The 25,494-nt window shown below is 36.1% G+C and carries 26 protein-coding genes and 1 tRNA gene; 6 read left to right on the top strand and 21 right to left on the bottom strand.

Annotated elements, in window-relative coordinates; genetic code table 11:
- Positions 1-8: 8 nt before the first annotated feature.
- Positions 9-434: a SufE family protein gene (locus ABID46_RS01310; protein WP_354506035.1), complete on the bottom strand. Its 426-nt coding sequence runs from the start codon at positions 432-434 to the stop codon at positions 9-11.
- 50 nt (positions 435-484) lie between these two features.
- Between ABID46_RS01310 and ABID46_RS01305 the strand changes: the two genes are divergently transcribed.
- Together ABID46_RS01305 and ABID46_RS01300 are read left to right on the top strand one after the other, a co-directional pair.
- Positions 485-1,426: a 2-hydroxyacid dehydrogenase gene (locus ABID46_RS01305; RefSeq protein WP_354506032.1), complete on the top strand. Its 942-nt coding sequence runs from the start codon at positions 485-487 to the stop codon at positions 1,424-1,426.
- A gap of 93 nt (positions 1,427-1,519) precedes the next feature.
- Positions 1,520-1,593: transfer RNA gene (locus ABID46_RS01300), tRNA-Ala, on the top strand.
- Between the two features lie 367 nt (positions 1,594-1,960).
- Here the strand turns inward: ABID46_RS01300 and ABID46_RS01295 are convergent.
- The 9 genes from ABID46_RS01295 to ABID46_RS01255 form a co-directional block, all read right to left on the bottom strand.
- The gene (locus ABID46_RS01295) at positions 1,961-2,224 is read right to left on the bottom strand and encodes a hypothetical protein (RefSeq protein ID WP_354506029.1); all 264 of its coding nucleotides are present in this window, start codon (positions 2,222-2,224) and stop codon (positions 1,961-1,963) included.
- Positions 2,221-2,496, bottom strand: a complete 276-nt coding sequence (locus ABID46_RS01290; RefSeq protein ID WP_354506026.1) for a hypothetical protein — start codon at positions 2,494-2,496, stop codon at positions 2,221-2,223. The genes ABID46_RS01295 and ABID46_RS01290 overlap by 4 nt, the downstream gene beginning before the upstream one ends.
- 15 nt (positions 2,497-2,511) lie before the next feature.
- Positions 2,512-3,135 carry a hypothetical protein gene (locus tag ABID46_RS01285; protein WP_354506023.1) on the bottom strand — a complete coding sequence of 208 codons (624 nt, stop codon included), beginning with the start codon at positions 3,133-3,135 and terminating at the stop codon, positions 2,512-2,514.
- Between the two features lie 210 nt (positions 3,136-3,345).
- Complete coding sequence (locus tag ABID46_RS01280) at positions 3,346-4,797, bottom strand: DUF6965 family protein (protein ID WP_354506020.1); 1,452 nt, start codon at positions 4,795-4,797, stop codon at positions 3,346-3,348.
- A 22-nt stretch (positions 4,798-4,819) separates the two neighbouring features.
- Positions 4,820-6,388 carry a phage/plasmid primase, P4 family gene (locus ABID46_RS01275; RefSeq protein ID WP_354506016.1) on the bottom strand — a complete coding sequence of 523 codons (1,569 nt, stop codon included), beginning with the start codon at positions 6,386-6,388 and terminating at the stop codon, positions 4,820-4,822.
- Positions 6,381-6,698: a hypothetical protein gene (locus ABID46_RS01270; protein ID WP_354506013.1), complete on the bottom strand. Its 318-nt coding sequence runs from the start codon at positions 6,696-6,698 to the stop codon at positions 6,381-6,383. The genes ABID46_RS01275 and ABID46_RS01270 overlap by 8 nt, the downstream gene beginning before the upstream one ends.
- Before the next feature lie 4 nt (positions 6,699-6,702).
- The gene (locus ABID46_RS01265) at positions 6,703-6,984 is read right to left on the bottom strand and encodes a helix-turn-helix domain-containing protein (protein ID WP_354506010.1); all 282 of its coding nucleotides are present in this window, start codon (positions 6,982-6,984) and stop codon (positions 6,703-6,705) included.
- Positions 6,985-7,065: 81 nt separating this feature from the next.
- Positions 7,066-7,779 carry a hypothetical protein gene (locus ABID46_RS01260; RefSeq protein ID WP_354506007.1) on the bottom strand — a complete coding sequence of 238 codons (714 nt, stop codon included), beginning with the start codon at positions 7,777-7,779 and terminating at the stop codon, positions 7,066-7,068.
- A 12-nt stretch (positions 7,780-7,791) separates the two neighbouring features.
- A complete protein-coding gene (locus ABID46_RS01255) occupies positions 7,792-9,048 on the bottom strand; it encodes a tyrosine-type recombinase/integrase (protein ID WP_354506004.1) in 1,257 nt (418 codons plus the stop codon).
- Positions 9,049-9,236: 188 nt separating this feature from the next.
- On the opposite strand from ABID46_RS01255, the gene ABID46_RS01250 reads away from it, so the two are divergent.
- Both ABID46_RS01250 and ABID46_RS01245 read left to right on the top strand, forming a co-directional pair.
- Positions 9,237-9,512 carry a GIY-YIG nuclease family protein gene (locus ABID46_RS01250; RefSeq protein WP_354506001.1) on the top strand — a complete coding sequence of 92 codons (276 nt, stop codon included), beginning with the start codon at positions 9,237-9,239 and terminating at the stop codon, positions 9,510-9,512.
- A complete protein-coding gene (locus tag ABID46_RS01245; RefSeq protein ID WP_354506391.1) occupies positions 9,482-9,847 on the top strand; it encodes a GIY-YIG nuclease family protein in 366 nt (121 codons plus the stop codon). The genes ABID46_RS01250 and ABID46_RS01245 overlap by 31 nt, the downstream gene beginning before the upstream one ends.
- A gap of 278 nt (positions 9,848-10,125) precedes the next feature.
- Here the strand turns inward: ABID46_RS01245 and ABID46_RS01240 are convergent, their stop codons facing one another.
- The 6 genes from ABID46_RS01240 to ABID46_RS01215 form a co-directional block, all read right to left on the bottom strand.
- Entirely contained in the window at positions 10,126-10,815 is a 690-nt protein-coding gene (locus tag ABID46_RS01240) for a YiaD family glycine zipper/OmpA-like lipoprotein (RefSeq protein WP_354505998.1), read from the bottom strand.
- Positions 10,816-10,841: 26 nt separating this feature from the next.
- Positions 10,842-11,318, bottom strand: a complete 477-nt coding sequence (locus tag ABID46_RS01235) for a lipocalin family protein (RefSeq protein WP_354505995.1) — start codon at positions 11,316-11,318, stop codon at positions 10,842-10,844.
- A gap of 127 nt (positions 11,319-11,445) precedes the next feature.
- Positions 11,446-12,309 (bottom strand): class I SAM-dependent methyltransferase, encoded by an 864-nt coding sequence (locus tag ABID46_RS01230; protein ID WP_354505992.1) that lies wholly within the window; start codon positions 12,307-12,309, stop codon positions 11,446-11,448.
- Positions 12,310-12,333: 24 nt separating this feature from the next.
- Positions 12,334-14,202, bottom strand: coding sequence for a tRNA uridine-5-carboxymethylaminomethyl(34) synthesis enzyme MnmG (gene mnmG, locus ABID46_RS01225; RefSeq protein WP_354505989.1), 1,869 nt, complete (start codon positions 14,200-14,202; stop codon positions 12,334-12,336).
- Between the two features lie 17 nt (positions 14,203-14,219).
- Positions 14,220-14,660 (bottom strand): rRNA maturation RNase YbeY, encoded by a 441-nt coding sequence (ybeY, locus tag ABID46_RS01220; protein ID WP_354505986.1) that lies wholly within the window; start codon positions 14,658-14,660, stop codon positions 14,220-14,222.
- 9 nt (positions 14,661-14,669) lie between these two features.
- On the bottom strand, positions 14,670-16,868 hold the full coding sequence (locus ABID46_RS01215) for a patatin-like phospholipase family protein (RefSeq protein WP_354505983.1): 2,199 nt from the start codon (positions 16,866-16,868) through the stop codon (positions 14,670-14,672).
- A 93-nt stretch (positions 16,869-16,961) separates the two neighbouring features.
- Here ABID46_RS01215 and ABID46_RS01210 point away from each other — a divergent pair, with 93 nt between their 5' ends.
- Both ABID46_RS01210 and ABID46_RS01205 read left to right on the top strand, forming a co-directional pair.
- The gene (locus ABID46_RS01210) at positions 16,962-17,969 is read left to right on the top strand and encodes an aspartate-semialdehyde dehydrogenase (protein WP_354505981.1); all 1,008 of its coding nucleotides are present in this window, start codon (positions 16,962-16,964) and stop codon (positions 17,967-17,969) included.
- Position 17,970: 1 nt separating this feature from the next.
- On the top strand, positions 17,971-18,744 hold the full coding sequence (locus ABID46_RS01205; protein ID WP_354505979.1) for a TrmH family RNA methyltransferase: 774 nt from the start codon (positions 17,971-17,973) through the stop codon (positions 18,742-18,744).
- A gap of 64 nt (positions 18,745-18,808) precedes the next feature.
- On the opposite strand, the gene recO is transcribed toward ABID46_RS01205, so the two are convergent.
- Genes recO through ABID46_RS01180 form a run of 5 tightly spaced genes read right to left on the bottom strand, consistent with a single transcriptional unit; the run spans position 18,809 to position 25,471 of the window.
- Positions 18,809-19,522, bottom strand: a complete 714-nt coding sequence (recO, locus tag ABID46_RS01200; RefSeq protein ID WP_354505977.1) for a DNA repair protein RecO — start codon at positions 19,520-19,522, stop codon at positions 18,809-18,811.
- Positions 19,522-21,789, bottom strand: coding sequence for a type IX secretion system anionic LPS delivery protein PorZ (porZ, locus tag ABID46_RS01195; RefSeq protein ID WP_354505973.1), 2,268 nt, complete (start codon positions 21,787-21,789; stop codon positions 19,522-19,524). Before porZ ends, recO begins: the two co-directional genes overlap by 1 nt.
- Before the next feature lie 54 nt (positions 21,790-21,843).
- On the bottom strand, positions 21,844-22,557 hold the full coding sequence (locus ABID46_RS01190; protein WP_354505970.1) for an LOG family protein: 714 nt from the start codon (positions 22,555-22,557) through the stop codon (positions 21,844-21,846).
- Between the two features lie 19 nt (positions 22,558-22,576).
- Positions 22,577-23,929 carry an exonuclease domain-containing protein gene (locus ABID46_RS01185; protein WP_354505967.1) on the bottom strand — a complete coding sequence of 451 codons (1,353 nt, stop codon included), beginning with the start codon at positions 23,927-23,929 and terminating at the stop codon, positions 22,577-22,579.
- Positions 23,930-25,471, bottom strand: a complete 1,542-nt coding sequence (locus ABID46_RS01180) for a helicase HerA-like domain-containing protein (protein WP_354505964.1) — start codon at positions 25,469-25,471, stop codon at positions 23,930-23,932.
- Between the last annotated feature and the right edge of the window lie 23 nt (positions 25,472-25,494).

The raw sequence follows: 25,494 nt of genomic DNA, 5'->3' as shown, positions 1-25,494 counted from the left end.
ACTTAATTTTAGTTGTTATTCTTTGCTTGGAAAGCGATTGCGTAAAATTTGAATTGTTTGATCATGGATAAAAGTCCATTGGCTCTTGTGGGAGATAAAAACTCTTGCAAACCAATTTTTTCAATGAAATCCGTATTGGAATCCAAGATATCTGTTGGTTTTTGGTCATTGTACATTTTGACCAATAAAGCCGCTAAACCTTTGGGTAAAATGGCATTGCTATCGGCTTCGAAAACAATTTTCCCATCTTTCATTTCGGCATCAAGCCAAACGGTTGATTGACAGCCTTTGATCACCTTATCGTCGGTTTTCTTTTCTTCGGGCAAAGTTTTTAAACTTTTTCCTAATTCAATTAAATGTTCGTAACGTTCTTCCCAATTATCAAAAAAGGAAAATTCTTCGATTATTTCGTTTTGAATCTCTTGTATGGTCATTGTACAAAGATAAAGCAATAAGCTGTAAATTTGTTTTTCAATTCAAACAAATGAAAATTTTAGCATTGGATTCCAATCACGAATTGTTGAACAAAGGACTTCGTGACGCCGGATTTTTAGTGGAGGAAGATTATCATTCTCCCAAAGAAGAAATTCTCCAAAAAATTCAAGATTTTGACGGAATCATCATCAGAAGTCGTATTCCAATGGATCGATCCTTTTTAGGAAAAGCAAGTAAATTAAAATTCATTGGACGTGTTGGTGCCGGATTGGAAAATATAGATGAAGAATATGCTGCTGAACGTGGAATCGTTTTGTTCAATGCTCCAGAAGGAAATCGAGATTCTGTAGCCGAACATGCAATAGGAATGTTGTTGATGTTGATGCATCGTTTACGAATTGCTGATCGTGAAGTCCGAAACGGTATTTGGTTACGAGAAGAAAACCGTGGCGATGAATTGATGGGTAAAACGGTCGGAATCATTGGATATGGAAACATGGGAAAAGCTTTTGCTCAAAGATTAAAAGGATTTGGAGTGGAAGTGATTTGTTATGATATTTTACCCAATAAAGGCGATCAGAATGCTCGACAAGTTTCTTTGGAGGAACTATTTCAACAAGCTGATATTCTTAGTTTACATACACCTCAAACACCGGAAACCAAGGGAATGATTCATTCCGATTTTATCAATAAGTTTCAAAAACCTTTTTATTTCATCAATACAGCTCGTGGAAAATCGGTGGTGACCAAAGATTTGGTAGATGCAATGAAGTCTGGAAAACTGAAAGGAGTTTGTTTGGATGTGCATGAATACGAGACATCATCTTTTGAAAACATGGAATTGGCAGATTTACCAGAGGATTTTCAGTATTTACTTAATTCAGATCGTGCGATTCTTGCGCCTCATATTGCGGGATGGACGGTCGAAAGCAAAGAAAAATTAGCAAAGGTTATTCTTGACAAAATTGTAGAATGGAAAAATAATTCCTAACATTGTAAAGATTTTCGGGGATGTAGTTCAGTTGGCTAGACTGTCCCGAACTTGCTTCGGGAAGGTAGTGGTTATACTGATTTTAATATTTTTGGGGATGTAGCTCAGTTGGCTAGAGCGTTAGACTGGCAGTCTAAAGGTCGTGGGTTCGAGCCCCATCTTCTCCACAATTATAAAACGCAAATACTTAATTGATAGGTGTTTGCGTTTTTGCTTATTGTAGAAATGCACACAAAATGCACACATAGAATTTCAGGAGGTGTTTTTAAACAACAAAGAGGATATAAAAATACCCTCATTGTTCTGTTCAATATCAAACGTGCTACACGTTCAATAATGCTAAGTTACAAAATTATTTTTTCATTATCTGCGAAAAAAAAGGGAACGCATTAACGCTCCCTGAATACATCTATTGACAAACGACCAGTAACTTGTCGTTAATCCTCAAATTTACGAAATTCTTTCCGAAATTACTAATTAAAAAAGGCTACCAACTCTGTGGCAACCTCTCATTCACAAATAAACCTCGGTTATTTAGCTGATACTATAATTTTTATGCCATTCGTTTAGGTTTAAAAAGATTGGCAATGGATAACCTTTTTTAATGTGGGTTTCTTCATACGATTTAAGAATTTCAATTAACCTCTCTTTGTTTTTTGGTTCTTTATCATCAAGCCATAATACCATTCCACCATAATTAAAAGCAATTACAACCTCAATGTATTTATCAAAAGGCAAATCGTATGTTTCGATAAAATCAATCAAATCTTCAAAACTTTCAATTCTCAAACTCATCATTCCTTAAAATTTATGGTTACGGTTCTATCCGAATCGCTAATTAACTCGGTTTGCTTAGGCAATACATAAGGTAATAGTTTACAAAGTATGTCCAAACGCTCCTTTGGCGTTAATTCTATCAATAGGTTTTCTGCCTCCTCAATTTCACTTTCTACAAAGGTTTTGATTAATTCCTTTAGTTCTGCTGTCGTTTTATTCGGTGTTCCCTTTGGGCGTCCTTTCGGGTTCAGGACAGTTCCCTTTTTTACAGTTCCGTTTTTATTTCTTACCATTTCTTTACTATTTGTTTAATGGGTTAATTTTCTTTTTTCCAGATCCATTCTTCTAAACACGGACGAAATGCCTCGCTCATCAATCATTATTTTAATATCCTCGCCAGTCGGTTTGATTGAGTAAATTAGTGGCTCAAACGCTCCGACAAAATCCCGAAAAATAGGGTCTAAATTTAATCTTTTCGCTTTATCCCAAACCTCAACTAATTCCTGTGCAAATGCTAAAATTTGTTGTTTTTCTTTGGTGTCGGCATAAAACCGCTCTGCTTCAATGATAGGCTGTATCTTTTCAGGTTCAAATTTGCCGTTCTTGGCTTTAAATTCAAACTGTCGCCATTCTTTGCCGTGCGTCTTTTCAAATCGCTCAAGTTGCCTAAATTCAGCTATCAAACCCATAGCGTTTAAATTAAATTCGTCCTCCGCTTTCGGGAAAGGAAAATCTTTCTTCAATTCGTTTAACGCAAAGTTTTTTCCGCTCCGATTTAATTCTTGAAGTTCATCATCGGTCATATCCCGATTGATAATCTTTGCGACCAATTCCGTAAATTCGTTTAGTTTGTCCGTTGCTGTCAAAACTTCCTTTTCAAGATTCTGAATTTTAACCTTGTTTTCAAATACCAATACTTTTTTTGTACTCATTTTAATAAAATTTATAATTAATTAATTTTTATGCTTTTCTAAAAATATCTCCCTGCCTATTTCTCGGCATTCCTCTGCTCCGATAAACTCCCAAAATTCTTCTTTCGAAAATACAAACCCTCGTTCGCATAGTCGGAAATACTCTGCTAACTTGATGACCGTTAATTTGTTTAATCGGGGTGCTATTTTAATTAGGTTTTCCACTCTTAATCAATTTGAATTTATGGTTAATGTTTGTTTTAATTCCTGCAATCGGTTCAGGTGCGGTAAAAATGTTCGTTTGCCGTTGTTCGCTTTCACGGCGGCAAAGTGGCTTTCAATGAATAGTGAACAATCCGTTATTGTGCTGCACCTGTTCAGCTTTACGGGTTGGGTTGGTAGCTCAATACCCGCAAAGTAGCTTTCAAGTTCTGCAATATCATTGCTCCAACTTTCAGGCTTTTCTCTTATTGGTTTAGGTTGGAATACCTCAACTTTTGGCAATGGTTCAACGTGTGAAAAAATAATGTTTTGTTGGTGGGTAACTTTAGTAACTTTAGTAACTTTTTCAGGTTCGAGCTGTGGTGGTTGTTTCTGAATAGGTTGTTTCCTAAAATCTCGCCAATCTCTTAAAATTAACACGTCTGCAATGTCCGCCCCTTGTTCCCTTTGTTGGGGTGTTGCTTTCCGCTCCAGTAAGTCTGAAAATATAAAACGTGTTCCCGGCAAACGGCTTTCATATTCTTTGGCTTTAGTTTCCCATTCTTTGAACGTGTTTCCGTCTTTTGAAAGGTCGGGAAATACATAAACAAAACGCCCTTGTAATGCTTTCAGCTTGTCAAATGAAAAACTGCTTTTATTGTAAACCGCTAACCAAATAAGGCTTTCAGGTGTTTCAGGCAAACCAAAATACAACGTACCGTAAACGGCTGTTTTTGGTGCTTCTACCAATGCAACGGGATTGTTTGGGTATTTGCTCAAAAGGTGCTCCCCAAATAGGCACGTTATACGCTTGTCTTGTTTTATGTAGGCTTCCAGCCATTCAGGCAACGGCTTATTGTTTCGGGTGTGGTGTTTTTCAATTATTGAGTGTAAAAAGTCCGTGCCTGTGGTGTGGTTTTGTTCGTCAAATTGTTTTACCTGAACGGCTCTTACATTGCCCTTTGTATCAATAAAAGGAAAAGTATTTGCCCCTGCTCTGTAACCATTTGCAACCGTACCCAATCGGTACAACTGAATAACCTTTGTGACCTCATCAACTTCAAAGGGAAATTGCACCCTGTAAAATAGGTTCTGTATAAACGTGTTCTTTTCATAGCGTTCGGGCTGTAATGTTTGTTTGAATGTATCAAAGTCAAAAAATACGGGTTCAGGTGTGGGCTGTGGTTTGGATTGAGTGCGAAAATATTTTTGTTTTAGAACAGTAACTTTAGTAACTCCAGTAACTTTTTGTTCCTGCTCCCAAATTGCTTTTGCGTACCCGTCCAAATATGGGTTGAGGTGGTACGAACATTTACTTTCACGGTCGCAACGTCCGTACTGTTCGGGTAAATAGTCGCCTGTTTCTGTATCAATGTACAGTACAAACGTCTTTTTATTACAGTCGGGGCAATGGTGTTTTTTACTGCCTTTTTCTAAACTGTATCGGTGGGGTTGGTTACTAAAGTTACTAAAGTTACTCATTGAAAAAACCTTTTTATTTGCGTTAAAAACTTAGTCCCGGTGCTTCAATAAATGCCGCTAATTGGTTTTGTGAAACCCTATCTACAACCAAACTCAAAGCCCGTAACTGTTTTATGAAATTGGTCTTTTTGAAAGGTGTCATTCCGTCATCAATACAAAAGGCTCTATATTCCGGGTACAGGTCTTTAATCAATCTGTAATTTGTCGGGCTTCCTTTGTATTCGTTTTCATTCAAAAACATCTGTACGCTGTTACTTTCAATTTTGTATTGTTCAACGGCTTGTTGGGCTGCTTCACAATCTGAAAACTTCTTTTGCTCCAGTAATCTGTTAAGCCCTTGCAATACCCAATTGAATACGCCTGAAAGTTCCTTTTCAATAATCTTTGTATGTAGGTTTTTATCCTGTTCGTGTGGTGGTATGGTAACATCAAAAGGAATAATTAAAAACCGTCTGAAATAGGCGTTTGTATGTTCAACGTCTTTGGGTAATTCATTACAATTGAAAATTAGTTTTGCGTACTGTTTCAAAATGAATGGTTGCCCATAAGGTAAACGGGCTTCAACGGGTTCGCCTGAAACCAATTGTTTGAATATTGAGGCTTCCAAATTGCCGTTTATTTCACTTGCATAGTTTACCAACTTATTAGCCAACTTCGCTCGAAAATACCCGTTATCATTTGTAAGGCTCTGTAATGAATAACTGCTTACATTATCAGTTCCCAATAAGGCGTTTACTACTTCAAAAAATACGCTTTTCCCATTTGCTCCAGTACCGTACAGTATTAAGGCTTTTTCCTCTTTTAGTGCATTGCTCCCGTGCTTAATGAATACAAAGCCTAAATATTCAGCCAATACCCTTTGGCGTTCAGGGTCGGGCAATACCTTGTTTAAATACGCTTCAAATAATGGTGCTTTTGCCTGTGGGTTGTATTCAAATGGTAATTGGTAGGTAATGAAGTCCGAACGGTCAAACGGTTTTAAATTCGTACCCTGTGGGCTTATTTCAAATGTTCCGTTTTGTAGGTTAATCAGTACCGTATCTTTATTGCTTTCGGGTGTGGGTAAATATGCCGTTGCAAGGAACTGTTTAAATAGCTGTTCCCTAAATTGGTAAAACCTTGCTGAAAACTTAGCAACGCCCATTTGTTCGGCTGCTTCGCCTAAAAACTTTTGGAATGTTTCTTTGTCAATTTCAGCCCAAAACGTACCGTTGTACAGGTAAATAAAATCGTGGTTTTTACACAAGCCCCAACGGTTTTTTTCAGCAAACTGTAAGGCGTTTTCAATTGATAAAACCAAATAATGTTTAAGGTTTAATTTCAGTTTATCCAACTGCTTTTGTATATCCTTTGCCTGTTCGCTTCCGGGTTCTCCTTTTCTCAGTTGTTCCCGTAACTTTTCAGCCTGTGGGAACGCCAATACTTCAAAATCCAACGGCTCAAACTGTTCAATAAGTTGGTTTAATATTTCAGCGTGTGGGGTTGCTTCGCTTTTGCTTTTTAGTTCCTCAACGTGGTTTTGTATTACGTCCGCTGTAATTGGGTTCAAATCCTCATTGTCCCAAATGTTTGTCGGTATTGCTCTACTCATTGCCTTTAGTATTTGAAGGTTCAACAATAGGGAACAAATCGGGGTTGGTGGTGTAAAACCCTGCACGGTGTTTTGAAATTGGGCAAATGCCTTTCCGTACTATACAAATAAGGTTTTCTTTTTCCCATTCAGCAACGTAACGGCAAATATTAGCCCTCAAAATGCCTGTTTCAATAGAAACCATTAACATAGTTTTAGGCTGTCTGTAAAGGGCTACAAATACCCTTTTCATTTGCGCTTGAAAATGCTTACCTTTGCTCTTATTCCCTGCAAAAAGAATATTTGAGCGTTGTGTATTTCCCGTACTCATCGCTCTATTTTTTTAAGGGTTTTAAACAATCCAGTAATTCCGCTTTTTTGTAATACCTGCGGTTTCCAATTCCGTAAGCGGTAACCTTTCCTTTGTTTGTCCAATGCCAAAGGGTGGAACTGTCGATTTGAAGAAATTTACAAGTTTCTTCACGGGTCAACAACTCATCTGGGTTGTGAGTTTGTAAGTTCTTTTTAAAGTCCTCTAATTGACTTTTAACGCCCTCTTTGATTATGTCAGCTAATGCTTCGGGGCTTACATTTTGAAGTAAAATTGAATTTGTCATTTTTGCAATGTTTTTTAATTACATCGCAAAGGTTGGACGGGGTTTGACCTGTGGTGCGGTATAGTTTGACCTATTTCAAGGTTATTTTAAGGTCGTTCTTTTATACTCTTTGTAATCGTTTGTTCTTTGTATGTTTGGTCTTGAATTTATATCAACTTTTTTTAATTCCGTTAATCCATAACCGTAAGTTTTATTTAACCATTGTATGTAATGCTTTAGCTCAACGGTTTCAACAAAAAGATTATCATTTTTAAATAATTGAAATAATAGGTTTAAATCCGTTCTGCTATTTTCTGCTAACGATTTATTGTTATGATACTTTTCAAACACTTCAAACGCATTGCCTTTAAAGATATGGTTATGCAATTCTTTTGTAACCTCATCGGGCTTATCGGTTTCGGGTGGAGAGGTATAAGATATTTCTTTGTGGTGTTCTATCATTGCTTTCTCAAAATTCAAATACCCCTCAATCATAGCTTTATTATAGCTTTCATTCTCTTCAACTACATTTTTTAATGAGTTTGGTACTTTAATTTCAATAGGTTCAAAAAAAGATAAAAACACTTGTAAAACATAATCTTTTACATCTTTTTCGTAATTAGATTTTTTAATGTAGTCCTGTATTTTATTTCTGAAATTGACTTGGTTACGAAATTCATTTGGCAACACATTCAACAACTCTTCAAATCTATGAATAAAGCAACCTGCCTTTTTGTTTTGTAAAGAGGTTGCAAATCGGTTAATTTCCTGCTCTAAAATACTTAACTGTGAAAGTTCGTTATAATAATTATTCATTTGCTCTTAATTTTAAAAATAGTTACTTATTTCCATTGCCAAATCTTTGTTGCTCTTACCTATGTAGTTTAAGAACATCGCTTCGCTACTGTGTCCAGTTATGTAAATCAAATAAGTGGTTGGAATTCTTCCATAAAAATTAGTAGCAAACGAACGTCTGCCAATGTGTGAGGTTACAAGCTCCCATTTTGGATATTTGCCCGATACTTTCCTTATACCGTGTTCGGTGGTTTCCTGTTTACCGCCTTGCGTTGGTTGGTCAAGTCCTGCAAGTTGGCATACTTCTTTTATGTACTCATTATATCGTTGGTCGCTTATTTGACGTGGAAATTCTCCGTTTCTCTTTTCCAGTATCTGCAAAACCTTTCGATGAAGAGGTACAGTCATAACCTTGCCTGTTTTCTTTTGCGTGAACTCCAAAAGGCTTTTACCATTTTCTATGCGTATCATATCCTTTTTAAACCTCAAAAAGTCTGAAACCCTTTGCCCTGTATAACACGAAATGATTAACCAATCACGGGCATTGTCTAAGTAGTCGTTTTCAAAGATTTGATTTTCTATTGCCTCCAGTTCCTCAAAAGTCAGATAAATTTTTTCGGCTTTTGCTTTATCCAGCCTTAATCCGTCCAGCTGTGGGCTTGTTTCAAGTCCTAAATATCGGGCGTGTTTGCAAAAGGTTTTTATAATACCCAATTCTCTTTGGATGGTGTTTTGTGAGTAACCGTTATTTTTTTGGTATTCTACAAATTCATTTTTAAAACTTTCGTCTATATCTGCTATTAAAATCAGTTTTTTGCGGTCGGACTGCATACGCTCCAACTTATGTTTGATAACGTTGTATTTCTTTATTGACGTTGGTCTTATTTCGTGCTTCCTATAATCAAGATAAAAATCAATGTACTCAATTAGATTGGTGGGTTTGGTGTCCTTTATTTCGGGTTCGGGTTGAGGTGGGTTGTAATAGAGATGCACAATGTTTTTAAACCAATCTTTGTTTATTTGACTTAAATCGGTTTTGTCAAATTCATCAAGAATGTAATTCTTTAAATCGTGGGTGTGGTCGTCAATCTCTTTTTTAAGATTGATTTTATCCACATCTTTAAACTTTGTGTTTTTGGCATAGTCGCTCCAAAAATCTTTTGAAACTTCTATTTTTGAACGGGTGTAAAAACTTATCGGGTTGGGGTTGCCTGTTATACGATAAGATAATCTTGCTTCTAAAAATGTAGTATCTTTTTTTGAACGGTAAGAAAATGTAACAGTAGCCATTTTGTGTAATTTGATATTGAACTACACAAAAATACAAAACCGTGTGCAATTATCTAAAGAAATGCACACAAAAAATCAATTTAAATCAAACTATTAAAATGAAGTAGTAAACAATAATACTATAAAAGCCTATAAATCAGCAATAAATTAGGTTTTTAATTTGAAGTAAGTTTATTTGTTTTCTATCATTGTGCTCCCATCTTCTCCACAATGTCCCCGATTTTTACGTATACATCCTATATTCAAAAAGTTTAGATAAATACTATGTGGGTCAAACCCAAGATTTAACTAAGCGCATGGAAGATCATTTGAATTCCCGTAGTCCTTATACAAAATCATCGAAAGATTGGAAATTGGTTTACCAAGAGGAATTTTCAAGTAGGAAGAAATCTTTATCAAGAGAAAGGGAAATAAAATCCAATGAAAGTCGAAAATACATGGAATATTTGATTGGGAAGGGCTAGAGCGTCCCGAACTTGCTTCGGGAAGGTCGTGGGTTCTCCCGAATAATCGGGACCATCTTCTCCACAATGTCCCCGATTTTTATGTATACATCCTATATTCAAAAAGTTTAGATAAATACTATGTGGGTCAAACCCAAGATTTAACTAAGCGCATGGAAGATCATTTGAATTCCCGTAGTCCTTATACAAAATCATCGAAAGATTGGAAATTGGTTTACCAAGAGGAATTTTCAAGTAGGAAGAAATCTTTATCAAGAGAAAGGGAAATAAAATCCAATAAAAGTCGAAAATACATTGAATATTTGATTGGGAAGGTCTTGGGTTCTCCCGAATAATCGGGACCATCTTCTCCACTTATACATCTTCTTTTTGAAGGTGTATTTTTTTGCCCGAAATTCTGCAAGTACTTTGGAAAACTTCATTTTAAATCAAAATAGAGCTGAAACCCAAAACGGATTAGTTCATTTTAGAATGAGCTAATTTTCAGCTAAGGAACATAAGTAAATTAGAAATAATTTGATTGTTTAACTATTGAAATACAATTAATTAAAATTTTTAGTATAAAAAAGGCGATCAATAGGATCGCCTTTTTAAATTATAAACATGATTCAATTTATTGACCTGCTTCGTTTTTAGCGTCTTCAATCATTTTGTCATTTGCGGTAATACCAAATTCTACACGACGATTTTGCGCTCTACCTGCTTCGGTATTGTTATCACCTCTTGGATTGGTTTCCCCTTGACCAATAGATTTTAAACGGGAAGAATTGATTCCTTTCGCTTTTAAATACGCGACAACAGAACTCGCTCTTCTTTCAGACAATCCTTGGTTGTAAGCATCAGAACCTTTGCTATCGGTAAATCCAACAACTAAGATATCCGTATCTGGATATTCATTGAATACTGGGATTAATTTGTCCAAATTAGCTTTCGCTTGAGCCGTTAAATCCGATTTGTCGTATTCAAAACGAACATCTGATTGTTCGTCTAAGATTACTTGAATACCTTCAGCAGTCCTGACAACTTCTGCTCCTGGTAAAGTATTTTCAATTTTTTCTGCTTGTTTATCCATTCGGTTTCCAATCAAACCTCCTGCAACACCTCCAATTACAGCTCCAGCAATTGCACCTAAAACTGCATTATCTCCTTTGCCGACATTGTTGCCTAAAACACCTCCAATTACAGCTCCAGAAGTTGCTCCTACTGCTGCTCCTCTTTGGGTATGATTTGTGTTTTGAATTGCTTCACAGCTACCCAATAATAATCCGGCTGATAATGCCAATACAGTTACTTTATTTTTCATTTTGTTTATTTTACAGTTAATAGCTATTATTTTGAGAAAGTATAGAAAACACTGATAGGTTTTCCTTCAAACATTAATTCTTGCTCCAAAATTAAAGAAGATCCAGTGTTTGATGCTACACGCATTTTATATCCGTCAACCACATTTTTTGGTCTTTCGCCTTCATATATTTTCTTGAAGTTGAAATAATATTGTCCGTTAGATTCGGTTACAAACCATTTGATTTTTGTTGTTTCATTTGGACAATCTCCTCCTCCATTTAATGAATAATTTCCTGTCGCATTGTTTTGAACCAAATGCCAAGAACTACCTTCGAAACATTGAGATTTTGCCTGATCAAAAACGGTGATATCTACATAGGACTCATTGATCCCATCAATTGAAACATCGGTGATGGTCCAATCTCCACGCATCAATTTTTCATTATCTGCTAAAACTTTTGTGTTGTTACAAGAGGTGAAAATCATTCCAATTGTAAACATACCTATAACAAGATTTTTCATAGTTTGTTTATTTTGATTTAAATGTATTAAAATTTGACCAATATATTTTGATTTTAAGGCAATTTCTCGAGTTTTCCAATGTCTTTGTTCATTTAAATAGAAAATCGTTCAATAAAAGCCTTTAAAATCATTTTTTGCCTATCTCATAGATGACTGAAGAGTAATTTTTGGAACGAATTCCACGTAAATTAGAAATTGTTCCAATAACTATGGCTCTTAGCAATCCTAAGGGTTGTTGGCTTTTTTTGTACTTTTCTGATAACAAACTTACATAGTAGCTGTCCAACCAAAGCGGATAAGTTTTTTCAATTTTCATACCAAAATCCGAAAACAGCCTTTGCATTGAATTTGGAGAAAAATGCCAAAGGTGTCTTGGAACGTCATATGCTGCCCAATGATTTTTGTAGAAAGAAGCATCATAACTTTGGTAATTGGGAACCGCTATGAATAATTTTCCATCGGGCTTTAATTTGGAAATTAATTCAGGAATAAAATTTTCCAAATCGGGTATATGTTCCAAAACATGCCACAAAGTAATGACATCAAATTGTTCTGAAATTTCCTCAATACCTATGTCCCTAATTTTATTATTACCCAATTTTGTTTGGGCAATTTTTAGAGCAGTTGGATTGGGTTCAATTCCAAAAACAGTCAAGTTTCTTTTTTGTGCATGAGCTAAAAATTCTCCTGTCCCACATCCAAAATCCAATATCGTTTTGGTGTCTTTGGGAAGCAAATTGAGTTTATAGCGAATGTTATAGTTTTTTAAAAACTGATAAAGTTTATCAAACCAATTTTTTTGAGAATCTGTATGGGAAATATAGTTTTCACTTTCATAATACCGATCTAAATTTTTGGGTTGAGGTTGAGTTTTTAAAAATCCATATTGGGAATGAGGAACTAAGTCAAATTCTTCATTCGTTAAAAAATAATCTTTTACACGAAGTGTAGATTTTGCTGAAACCTTTTTATTTTCAAGATTTTCTATCATTGTTTCACGTGGAACATAAAATAATTATCGACCCATAAAAATTAAAAGGATGCTGATATCCGATGGTGAAACTCCACTAATCCGAGAGGCTTGTGCAATTGTTTCTGGTCTGATTTTTTCAAATTTTTGACGAGCTTCTGTTGATATGGATTTTACTTGTGAATAATCAAAATCTTTTGGAATTCGTAAGTTTTCAAGTCGTTTTAATTTGTCAGCATTGTCTTTTTCTTTGCGTATATAACCTTTGTATTTTACTTGGACTTCTACTTGTTCCAATTCTTCTTCGTCTAATTCGTTTTGAGAGATATAATCTTGAATGGATTCTAACTTCGTAATGTCGCTCAATTGTACTTCTGGTCGAGTTAAAACATTGACCATTTTTACACTTTGATTCAAAGGACTTCCTCCTCTTTCTTCAATGGTTGGATTGATTTGATTGGGTAATATAGAAGTCGTTTCCAAATGCTCTACCATTTGGGCAGCTTTGGTATATTTTTCTTCCAATCGTTTCATGCGATCTTCAGTTGATAAACCTATGGCATGTGACAGAGGCGTTAATCGTTCATCCGCATTATCTTGTCGTAAAAGAATTCTATACTCAGCTCTTGAGGTAAACATTCTATAAGGTTCTTCTGTTCCTTTGGTAATCAAATCATCAATTAGAACTCCGATATAGGCATCATTTCGCTGTAAAATAAAAGGATCTTTTTCGTGAATTTTTAAGTGAGCATTGATTCCAGCCATTAACCCTTGACTCGCCGCTTCTTCGTATCCGGTTGTTCCATTGATTTGGCCTGCAAAATACAAGTTGTCGATTAATTTCGTTTCCAATGTATGCTTCAATTGGGTTGGTGGAAAATAATCGTATTCGATGGCATATCCAGGTCGAAAAATTTTGGCATTTTCGAAGCCTGGAATCATGCGAATCGCTTTGGCTTGCACATCATCTGGTAAAGAAGTTGAGAATCCATTAACGTAATATTCGATCGTATCCCAGCCTTCTGGTTCCGCAAAAATTTGGTGACGTTCACGCTCTGCAAATCGGTTGATTTTATCTTCAATTGAAGGACAATATCTTGGCCCCGTACTTTGAATTGCGCCATTAAACATGGGTGATCTGTCAAATCCTTCACGTAAAGAATCGTGAACATTTTGATTGGTATAGGTGATGTAGCAGCTTCTCTGTTTGGTTAATTTTGGTGTTTGTGTATAAGAGAATTTCCCTGGATTTTCGTCTCCAGCTTGTTCTTCCATTTTGGAAAAATCCAAAGATCTACCATCTACACGTGGCGGTGTACCTGTTTTCATTCTTCCAGATTCAAAACCAATCGATGTTAATTGTTCGGTGATTCCAGTAGCTTGCTTCTCTCCCATTCTACCTCCACCAAATTGCTTTTCACCAACGTGAATCAAGCCATTTAAAAAGGTTCCATTGGTTAAAACAACCGCTTTGGAACGAATGGTCATTCCCATTCCAGTTTTGACTCCTACGACTTTGTTATTTTCAATTAGAAGGCCCGAAACCATATCTTGGAAGAAATCTACGTTGTGGTTTCGTTCAAGGCTTAAACGCCATTCTTCTGCAAAACGCATACGATCTGATTGCGCTCTAGGGCTCCACATGGCCGGACCTTTGGACATGTTCAACATTTTGAACTGGATCATGGTTTTGTCGGTGATAATCCCCGACATTCCTCCTAATGCGTCTATTTCGCGAACTATTTGTCCTTTGGCGATTCCTCCCATAGCAGGGTTGCAAGACATCTGTCCAATTGCTTGCAAATTCATGGTGACCAATAAAGTTTTGGATCCAAGGTTTGCTGCTGCTGCTGCAGCCTCTGCTCCGGCGTGTCCACCCCCTACAACAATCACATCATACGCTGTTTGAAACATATATTTTCAAGTTTTATTTAAAATGTTCCACGTGGAACATTTGGATATTTGGCAAAAAAAGGCAAATATTTTTCTTCCCCTTTTCTCATTTTTTCTTCCTCTTCTGGGCTTTTGTCTTTGTAGCCCATGAAATGCAAAATACCATGAATCATCACCCGAGCTAACTCATTTTCGAAGCTTACACCATTGGTTTCGGCATTGTCTTGAATTCGCTCTACACTGATGTAAATGTCTCCCACAAGAGGGCCGTCTTCTGAATATTGAAATCCGATTACATCGGTATAATAGTCGTGTTGCAAAAAATCTTGATTGATTTGCAGCAAATATTCATCGTCACAAAAGATGTAATTTACCTCTTCCGTTTCGTGGTTTTCAGCTTTGACAACTTCTTGAAGTTTTTCTTTCCACCACTTGGCTTGCTTTAATTTAAAGTCCGATTCGTAAAAAAATGAAATCATTTTGCAAATTTAAAACCAAAAACCGAGAGATACATTGAATAATCCGATTTTTGTCTGTGGAGAATAGGTCCATAGCCCAATTATTGGCCCTAAAGGTGAATCATATCCGTAGCCCAATCCAAATCCGGTATATTGGTACTTGATGATATTTAGTTCGTCAAAATTGTCCACCACATTGGCGAAATTTGCAAAAGTGGAAACATAGTGATTGCGCAAAAATTTTGCTTGCAAACTTCCCCCAATTACTAATTTATTATCGCCTGAATCGGTCAAAAATGGTAATCCATAAAATCGTGTATAATTCATGAATTCTTGTTCAATATATCCACCTAATTGAAATTTTTGAGATACGGGCGGATAATTGCTAAAATACGTTCCAAAAGAACCAAATCCTTTTATTGATAACCATTTTCTGATGTCTTTATTGGCTTCGAAATCCAAAGTTATCAATGATGTTTCATTAAAATTATCATTATTGGAGCTGAAAATATACTTGAAAATCCCATCCAATTTAATTCCCTTCGTTGGAAAATTGGGATTGTCTAGATTGTCAGCTTTGACAAAACCATAAGTGCTCAAATAATAATTGTCTTCAATCCGACGATTGGGGTCGCTCGTGGGTAAATTATTCGTTTTAATATCCAAATATTGATGTTCCAAACCTCCTCCAATAGCATACTTTTCAAATAGGGTTGATTGCACATAAAAGCGGTTGATAAATTCATTGAATTTGTATTCAAAAGCAGCATCTCCATAAACATCACTAAAGGTTCTTAGTTGTGTTTCTTCATCAAATTGTTTGAACCCCGAATACAGTCCAATGCTAGGATAAATACCATTGTCAATATAATAATTGACATTGTAACGTGGAAAATCTCCTAGAATTAAATCCGCAGAGAACGTCGAGTTATCAAAAAATAAATGACGTTTGGTAAAGTTTATAAGCAATCCAGTTTTGAATAAATCATCATAATGTAACCCAAATTTTAAACTTTGTCTAGAAGGATTTTCTCGAACAACGAGTGAAAGCGTTTTATGGCCTTCTTCATTTTCTTTGACTCGATAATATATTTTATTGAAATTACCCGAAGAATAAAGAGATTTTATACCATCTCTGATTTGCGAATAACTCGCTAATTGAGGTGGATCAAGGGCTAACTTTCCTTTTAAATATCCTCGAGTAAAGGTTTCCAGACCATTGATCTCTAAATCTGTGATCAATATAAATTCAGAGGATTTTACGGGCTCGTGTTCGATTGGAACATTTCCTTGCAATTGCGCAATTTTAATCAAATCATCCATGACCAAATCAGCAGCAAGTCTCCCAGATTCTATAATTTCATCCTTTAAATCAAAACTTGTAACTGAAAATCCTTCGATATTGGGTTTTATCGTTAGATCTACTTTTTCGGCTTGTATTACAGATTTTTCATTAATTCCATAAGATATAATTTGTTCAATTACTTTGGTTGCGGAGTTCAATTCTTCATCTTCTAGTAGCCCTTCTTGTAAGTCAACACCAATGATAATGTCTGCACCCATATCAATTACTTCCTGTACGGGAAAATTATTGCGGACACCGCCATCGATGTATTTTTCACCATTGATTATGACGGGCTCTAAAAGGGTTGGATAAGCACCACTAGCCAAAACAACTTGAGGTAAATATCCGTTTCGAAAAACCACAGCTTCTCCGTTGCTTAATTTTGTAGCAATACAGACAAATGGAATTGGAAGTTTGTTGAAATCTGTAATATCATGGACATGCCGAAACAAATAGGTTAATTCATCTACGGTACCTTGCCCACTAGAAATAGCATTGGGTAATCCCAACTTGAAATTATCAAAAGGCAATTCTAAAATGTATTTTTCGCGATAGGATTTGTCAAAAAAGGGCAATTCCCTGCGCGATTTTTCATTCATAATCATACTCGTTAAGTCCAATGAATACATGATTTCTTCTAATTCATCAGCAGAATAACCAGAGGCATATAAACCACCTACAATGGCGCCAATACTAGTTCCACCAATAAAGTCAATTTTAATTCCCGCTTCTTCGATTTTTTTCAAAGCTCCAATGTGAGCATAGCCTTTGGCTCCTCCCCCACTCAACACAACGCCGACTTTGGGTCGTGACTTTTGAGCATAAGTCAAGAAGAATGGAAATAATATAAATAGTATGGTAAGTGCTGAAAGTAATCGTTTCATATTTCACAAATGTACAACAACACAATGATTTATATCGGTTAAAATCTTTGATCAGATTAGTGGAAATGTTCTATTTTTGATAAAAAATTTGAAATGAAAGTAGCAGTTATAGGCGCAACTGGAATGGTTGGTAAAGTGATGTTGGAAGTTTTGGCAGAAAGAAATTTTCCCATTTCGGAATTAATTCCTGTAGCTTCAGAAAAATCGGTTGGAAAAACTATTTTGTTTAAAGGAAATGAATACAAAATTCAATCGATGCAGGACGCCATAAGTTCACGTCCTGAAATTGCTTTGTTTTCAGCTGGTGGAGATACATCAAAACAATGGGCTCCAGAATTTGCCAAAGTAGGTACAACGGTTATTGATAATTCATCTGCTTGGCGTATGGAACCCAATATTCCTTTGATTGTACCAGAAATCAATGCGAATATTTTGAAGGATTCTGATAAAATTATTGCGAATCCTAATTGTTCTACGATTCAATTGGTGATGGTTTTACATCCATTGCATCAAAAATATGACATCAAACGCGTTGTTGTTTCAACCTATCAATCCGTTACGGGAACAGGGAAAGAAGCGGTTGATCAATTAAATGGCGAGATTGAAGGAACCCAACCAAAAATGAAATATCCTTATCCAATTTTCAAAAATGCTTTACCACATTGTGATGTTTTTGAAGAAAGCGGATATACCAAGGAAGAATTAAAATTAACGCGTGAAACCCAGAAAATTTTGGATGATCGTAGTATTGCTTTAACTGCAACTGCTGTAAGAGTTCCCGTTCAAGGCGGTCATTCGGAATCGGTCAATATCGAATTTCATCAAGCCTATGATGAATCTGAGTTACGAAAAGTTTTGCATGAAACACATGGAGTTACCTTACAAGACAATCCCGATACCAATACGTATCCAATGCCATTGTTTGCAGAAGGAAAAGATGAGGTATTTGTTGGAAGAATAAGACGAGATTTTTCTCAAGCTAACTCTGTCAATATGTGGATTGTAGCCGATAATTTACGAAAAGGTGCAGCGACGAATGCTGTTCAAATTGCGGAATATTTGGTGACTCAAAATTTAATCAAATCTTCTATTACAGCCTAAAATGGTCATTGAAAGTATTCAAAATCCACGAATTAAGAATTTATTGAAGCTTCAAGAAAAATCCAGAGAACGCAAAAAGCAAGGATTATTTGTGGTGGAAGGAATTCAAGAAAACGAAATGGCTTTGGAAGCTGGTTTTCAATTGGTTGAATGCTATGTTTGCGAAGAATTGTTTTTAAATTCGTATAAGATTCCCAATGGAAACGAATTTCATGTCACTCCTACCCTATTTGAGAAAATTGCGTATCGTGGAACAACAGGTGGAATCATAGGAGTATACAAAAGTCAATCGAAATCTTTGACTGATATACAGCTTCCGGAAAATGCCTTGATCGTTATTTTGGAGGCGGTGGAAAAACCAGGAAATTTAGGTGCTGTTTTGAGAACTTGCGATGGCGCTGGGGTTGATCTTTTGGTGGTATGTGATGCTTTGGTCGATTTTTACAATCCGAATGTTATTAGAAGTAGTGTTGGAACAATTTTCACGAATCAATTTCTTTCGGCTGATAAAAATGAATTGGTCGATTGGTTGAAGAAAAATAAGGTTCAAATCTTTTCTACTTTTTTAAGAGATGACACCAAAAATTTGTATGAGGTAAATTTTCAAAAAAGTTCTGCCATAGTTTTGGGAACTGAAGCTTTTGGATTGAGTGATTTTTGGGCTGAGAATTCTGATTATTTAATTAAAATTCCGATGAAGGGAAAAGTTGATTCCTTAAATGTTAGTAATGCGGCGGCCATTTGTATTTACGAAGCCGTTCGTCAAAAATCTTGAATTTTGAAAAATTTGTCATTTTAACCCAAAAAATGACCTTCATAAATTAAATTTCCCGAAAGATTTATTCAAAAACGTGAACTAAGACCTCCAGCGATTTTGGGTGTCGGAAATCGAAAATATGAGCTTCGTAGTACTTCAAAATCGTGTTCAAAATCGAATTTCTTTGGCTTTTACTAAATTGATTTTCAGTTTGGGTTAGAAAATTCAAATTCATCAGTTTTTCAAACAAAATCAAATCATCTTGGGCAATATAAGATCCTGTTGGAATTTCATGAGAAGAAATTCCTTCCTGGAGATCAAAATATTTCGCTCCGTTTTGAATGTTTGGATAAAATCCTAAATATTTCGTAAGGTTTAATAAAAACCATAAATGAAAATCGGAAAAGACATCCTCCTTGTCATCGAATACCAAAAGACTTTCAGAAAGGAAAGCAAATAGTGATTGATTGGCTTCTTCTTCTTGCAAAACCAAATTCAACATTTCGGCAATGAAAAGTGCAATGGTCATTTTAAAAGGCGAACTCGATAAATCTTTGTAATGTGCAATTTGTTTCGCCTCACGAAAAAAATCTAAAGACTTTTTTTGTCGATCGTCGTAAATTAGTTCCACTTGATTCAAGGGAATGAACAAGGAATTTTGACGATTTTTTTTGGAATAAGCTCCTTTGGCAATAAAGGATTTAATTCCAACCGAAGCCGTATAAAATTTTACAATTCGAGCCGAATCTCCATATTTATGCGAGGACAAAACGATTGCCGGTGTTCTGACAAGCATTATCGGATGATAGCTATTTTGGTTTGTTTCGATTCCGAGGCATCTCGGTTGGTCATAAGCACTAAGTAGACACCAGATGCCACAAGTTTTCCTTTGGAATTTTTCGTATCCCAAACCGCTGATCCTCCAGATGCTTTGGTTCTGTAAAGTAGGTTTCCAACCACATCCACAATGCGAACATCTGCATCATTGGGTAAACCACGGATGACAACATTTCCAGTAAATCCAGGTCGAACGGGATTTGGATAAGCATAAACATCACCAAAAGATTCTCCTCCTTCTATCGCATCACTTTGAAAGGAAACCACTCCTTTTTCGGTGGCAAAATATACGATTCCTGTTGAAGGATCTGCTTCAATATCATTGACGCTATTGGAAGGCAATGGTGAATTGGCTGTCGTAAAATGGTATTTCGTTTCTGTTCCATCTTCCGAAACGCAGTAAACACCACTTGTTGAGGTTGCAATCCACTTTTGATTGGATTCATCAACTTCAATATCGTTGATTTGAACATCTGTAAATAATGCTTCAGGAATTCCGTTTTGTTCAATGATAATCGGTTCTGCTTGAAAGAAATCTTGCGTGATGGTTTCCAATGGATTATAAAGGATACGCAATCCAAGTTCGGTTCCAATCCATAAAAAACCATCTTTGTCAATGGCAACACTTAGAACGTTGTTGGATGGTAAATTACCTGAATTCGAATTGGCAGTTATTGAATAACTATTGGTCATATTGGTGACTTTAACTCCACCCGATCTTGGCAAAGCCATAAAGGCATGATCTTGATACACCACTGGTTTTCTAGCTCCTGCATCTGAAGTCATAGCGTTTAAGTTAATAGATTGCCATCCCCCATTGGGATTTCTTTTATTCATTACGGTTAATCCTTCTTCGCCCACAAAGGATTGTCCCACCCATAAATTTCCAGATTCATCAAAAGTTGAACCTCCAACTCGCCAAAAACCATTCGGAGTGTTATTGGTATTGATAATGTTTTCTTGACCTATATTGTCTTCCACACGGATAATTCCAATACGTTTAGAAGGGTCTGCAGGCCAACTGGTGTATTCAAACCAAGGAGAAGCAAAAACTTCTTTGATGTTGTTTGGATTCACTTCAACATCGAGGATATCTTTTGCGTCGAATAAAGTTTCAGATTTTACATGGTTCCAGATGGTTCCATCGAAGTGGTAAAAACCGTTCTTATTTTGTTGAACATTGTTATAGTTGACCATTCCACCTGGTGCAATCCAAAGGTTTTGCTTGAAAGCTGTTACCTTCCAAGATTTATTGTCAAATGGTCCGTCTGGCATGATGCTGTTTTGACCGTTTAGCAAACCAAATTCTAAAGATCCTCCGTACGTAGTTGTTCCTATTTTTAATCCTGTTCTAATTGGATGCTCAAAACCTACGTTATCAATGACAGCGAAGGATTCGTTGTAGGTTATCACATTTTGTGGAGTGGTAAAACTTAGTGTATTTCCATTGGTTGTGATATCTCTTAAATTGGGAAAGTTTCCAAACATCGTCCAGTTATTTCCATCGTAGCGATATACATTATCTCCAGTGGAAGCGAAAATATTTCCTTGAAATGAAACAATTTGCTGAAATTCTGAATTTGGAATCGCAGTTTCCTGATTCCAAGACACAAAATTCGCAATGAACTCATTCAATTCATGCGTATAAATACCTCTGTCGCTAGCCGCATAAATAACATTGTTGAGAATAGCAGTTTCTTTCACCCCAAAATAAACTCCAGCAACAGAAAAATAAGTTGTTTCCAGGAATTCAAAATTTTCTAAACTAAAGGAAGCCAATCCGAATTCGCCAGAAATAATCGCTGTAGAACCAGCGGAAGATAAATGGTTTACGCGTTTGCTGCCTGTATAAGCTTGATGCAATGGAATTTCTAGAAGATTATGGTTTTCATCTGGTCCCAACATATCCATTTCTCCACTTTCGTAGCCAACCATTAAAATATCCAATTCTGGATTATAATGAAAAGCCGATATTCCTACATCATTCAAATCATTGACTTTTGAAATTTTTTGAATTTCACCTGAAGATGGACTATAACTAAATAAGCCATTGTCTGCGCTACAAATGATTTGGTCATGGATTTCCCAAATATGATGAATACTTGAATAGGAAAAATGATCATTCCATCTCAAGTTCGTGTTTTGGGCATGAATAAAAATACCTATAAGTAATAGAGTAAAAAAGTTTACCAAATTCATTTGACGCCATATTTGTTGTGCAGCCATTGTAGGATCCTATTTTTGAACCAACGCTTTTTCTATCTGTTTAGTATCGAAGCGCTAGAAGTTTTGTTTAACCATGTATTTATCGTAAAATGCTTTGATATGACCAACTGCTTCTTCTGGTGTGTCCACCAATCGGTATAAATCAAAATCTTTATCAGAAATATTGCCTTCTTTTAAAACGGTTTCTTTTAACCAATCAATCAAGCCTGACCAAAATTTGGTACCGACCAAAACAATTGGGAAACGCCCTGTTTTATGAGTTTGTATTAAAGTCAATGCTTCAAATAATTCATCAAGTGTACCCAATCCACCGGGCAAAACGATGAAACCTTGGGCGTATTTTACAAACATAACTTTGCGCGCAAAGAAATAGTCAAAGTTCATGCTGTAATCATTGTCAACATAGGTGTTTAATCCGGTTTCAAATGGAAGTCTGATCCCAATTCCAGCAGATTTTCCTTTTCCTCTTCTCGCCCCTTTATTGGCAGCTTCCATGATTCCAGGACCGCCTCCAGTGATAACTCCAAATCCAATTTGGGTTAATTGATAGGCGATTTCTTCTGCCATTTGATAATATTCAGAATCGGGTTGTGTACGCGCAGAGCCAAAGATCGAAACACTTGGACCCACTTTGGCCATGGTTTCATATCCGACAACAAATTCGGACATGATTTTGAACAATGCCCAAGAATCGTTGGACTTGACTTCGTTCCAACTTTTAGGATTAAATTTCTCTCTTATTCGGTCGTTTTCTTCGTTTTCAGTCATTTTTTCTCTCTTGAGTTGGTTATAAATTAATCAGGTCCTTGTATTTTTCTGTAAACAAAAAACCTTTGATCATTTGGTTAATATCGGGATCATTTTCAATGGGAATCATCCGTTCTTTGATTCGTTTCAATCCTTTGATTTGATGATTCAATTCGTAATATCCGTATCCTTGGGTTTCTCCATTTTCAACCCAAACAAAAGAACTTTCTCCAATGTCTCGTCCGCTTCCAATAATCAAAAAACTTTTACCTTCTAGTTGAATTTTTTCCATGAATTGGTCCACTCTAGAATTGTATTCTTGTACAGGTTCAATGCCTTCACAAGCACCAAAACACTCTCCTACTTCATAACTGAGGCATTTTTCGGTTTTGGATATTTCATTTAGTTTTGGACATAGCTCAAATTCTTCTGTAATCAAGGAAAGCAATTTTTGTCCTAAACTTAAAGAAGTGAATTTGATGATTGCTCCATTTTCTTGTTTCCGAAATCGTTGTAAAATCAGTGCTTTATAGCCATTTTTGATTTCAATATAGAGCCCATATGGAAATTCAATTTTTCGATTGGTTTCGTTTAAGGACGGTTTTAATCGTTTGATTTCATGATTTTCTTTGATCCATGAAATCAATTCATTTCCAGTTACTTGATATTTAATAGAATCAATTCCCATCCTGATTTTATTGCTCAAATTGGATTTGCCCATCAACATCTTGCGGACATTCAACGCCAAATTGGTAGCTTTTGATAAAAAAATGACATTTTTATTTTTATCAAAAACATAATAAATCCCGATGGAATTCGGTAATTCTTCGTAATACGATAAAAATTTGGTACTCGTAGATTCGTTTTTTTTGTTTTCCTTTTTGACAATATTTTTATGATAATCCTTGTCTAGCAATAGTTTGAACAATTCCAAAGTTGCTCTTGCGTCACCTGCTGCTCGATGGCGGTCAGAAATAGGAATTCCCAATTCTTTGGTTAATTTACCAAGAGAATAGGAAGCAGCTTCGGGAAAATATTTTTCACTTAAGGGTACGGTATCAATGGTTTCTCGATAATAACTATACCCAAATTTTTTGAATTCCTGTTTCAACATCCTGTAGTCAAAATCCACATTGTGTCCGACCAATATGGCACCATCAGTTATTTCGATAATTCTCTTGGCCAATTCCGCAAATTTGGGTGCCGTTTTCACCATTTTGGGTGTGATTTGTGTCAATTTTTGAACATAGGCATCGATCTTTCGATCGGGTTTCACCAAAGAAATTAATTGGTCGGTAATTTTCTTTCCATCAAAACGATAGATCGCCACCTCGATGATGTCCTCCTCCCCTTTTTTGCCTCCTGTGGCTTCTATGTCTAAAATTGCGTACACCTATCTTTTTTTCTTTAGCGAACCAAAAAATCCTCTAATTAAATGATTTCCAATTGTGCGGATAAAACTTTTCGTAGTAGAATCAGTTAAAATAGTTTCGATCGTAGATTTTTCTTTTCTCGATCTGCTCGTAGTCTTGGTAGTAGGTTTTTCATTTGCTGTTGAAGCAGCTACAGCAGCTGATTCTTCCATTTTGCGAGACAAAATTTCAAACGCCGATTCTTTGTCGATGTCATTGGCATATTTGCTTACCAATTGAGAGCCACTCACCAAGGCTAGAATTTCACCATCGGTCAAGACGTCCATGCGAGAATTGGGTGAACGCATATGGGTATAGGCCAAAGGCGTTGGGATTCCTTTTTCGTTTAATGCTGTCACAAATGCTTCACCAATTCCTAGCTGAGTGATGACTTCGTCTGCTTGATAAAATTTGGAAATCGGATAATTCTCAACGGCTTTTTGAATTTGTTTGCGGTCTTTTGCTGTAAAACCTCTCAAGGCATGCTGAATTTTCAACCCTAATTGACTCAAAACCGCATCGGGAACATCTCCTGGCACTTGAGTACAAAAAAACAATCCAACGCCTTTTGAACGGATTAATTTTACCATGGTTTCAATTTGATCCAACAAAGCTTTGCTCGCTTCATTGAAAATCAAATGTGCTTCGTCTATGAAAATGGTCAATTTTGGCTTGTCCAAATCACCCGCTTCCGGTAATGTATCATAAATTTCAGCCAACAAACTCAACATGAAAGTTGAAAATAAATTGGGCTTACTTTGGATATCAGTTAATCGGATCACATTGACCACTCCTCGCCCATTTTTCACTTGCATCAGGTCGTTTACATCAAAGGATGGTTCCCCAAAAAATTGAGTTGCGCCTTGTTGTTCCAATGCTACAATTTTTCGTAAAATCGTTCCCAAAGATGCAGGTGAAATTGTACCATAATGTGTGGTCAATTCTTTTTTTCCTTCTGGATTTTCACTGACGAATTGGAGAACTTTTCGCATGTCCATCAAGTCTACCAATGGCAATCCTTTGTCGTCGCAATATTTGAAAATGATGGATATAATGCTCGTTTGGGTTTCGTTTAATTCAAGAATTTTACTGAACAAAATCGGCCCAAACTCCGTTACAGTCGCACGAAGCCTCGCTCCTTTTTCATGACTCAAACTCAACAATTCAACGGGCGAACCTTCGGGTTGGTAATTCAATCCTAGTAAAGTTTGTCTTTCTTGAATTCCTTTGTCATCTGCCTTACCTGGCATCGCGATTCCACTTAAATCTCCTTTGATGTCCATTAACAAAGACGGAACTCCTTTGGCAGATAATTGTTCAGCCAAAATTTGTAGGGTTTTGGTTTTACCGGTTCCGGTTGCTCCGGCAATTAAACCGTGACGATTTAGGGTTTTAAGCGCAATGGAAATTTCGGCTTCGTTGACAACTTCACCGTCCAATTTTGCTTTTCCTAATATTATTTTGTCTCCTTTATACTGATAGGAATTTTGAATTTCCTGAATAAATTCTTCTCTATTTGACATAGATTTTTGTGATTTGATTCAAA

It is taken from the genome of Moheibacter stercoris (assembly GCF_040545805.1).
Classification (GTDB): domain Bacteria; phylum Bacteroidota; class Bacteroidia; order Flavobacteriales; family Weeksellaceae; genus Moheibacter; species Moheibacter stercoris.
This window is presented reverse-complemented; position numbering and strand designations above follow the sequence as displayed.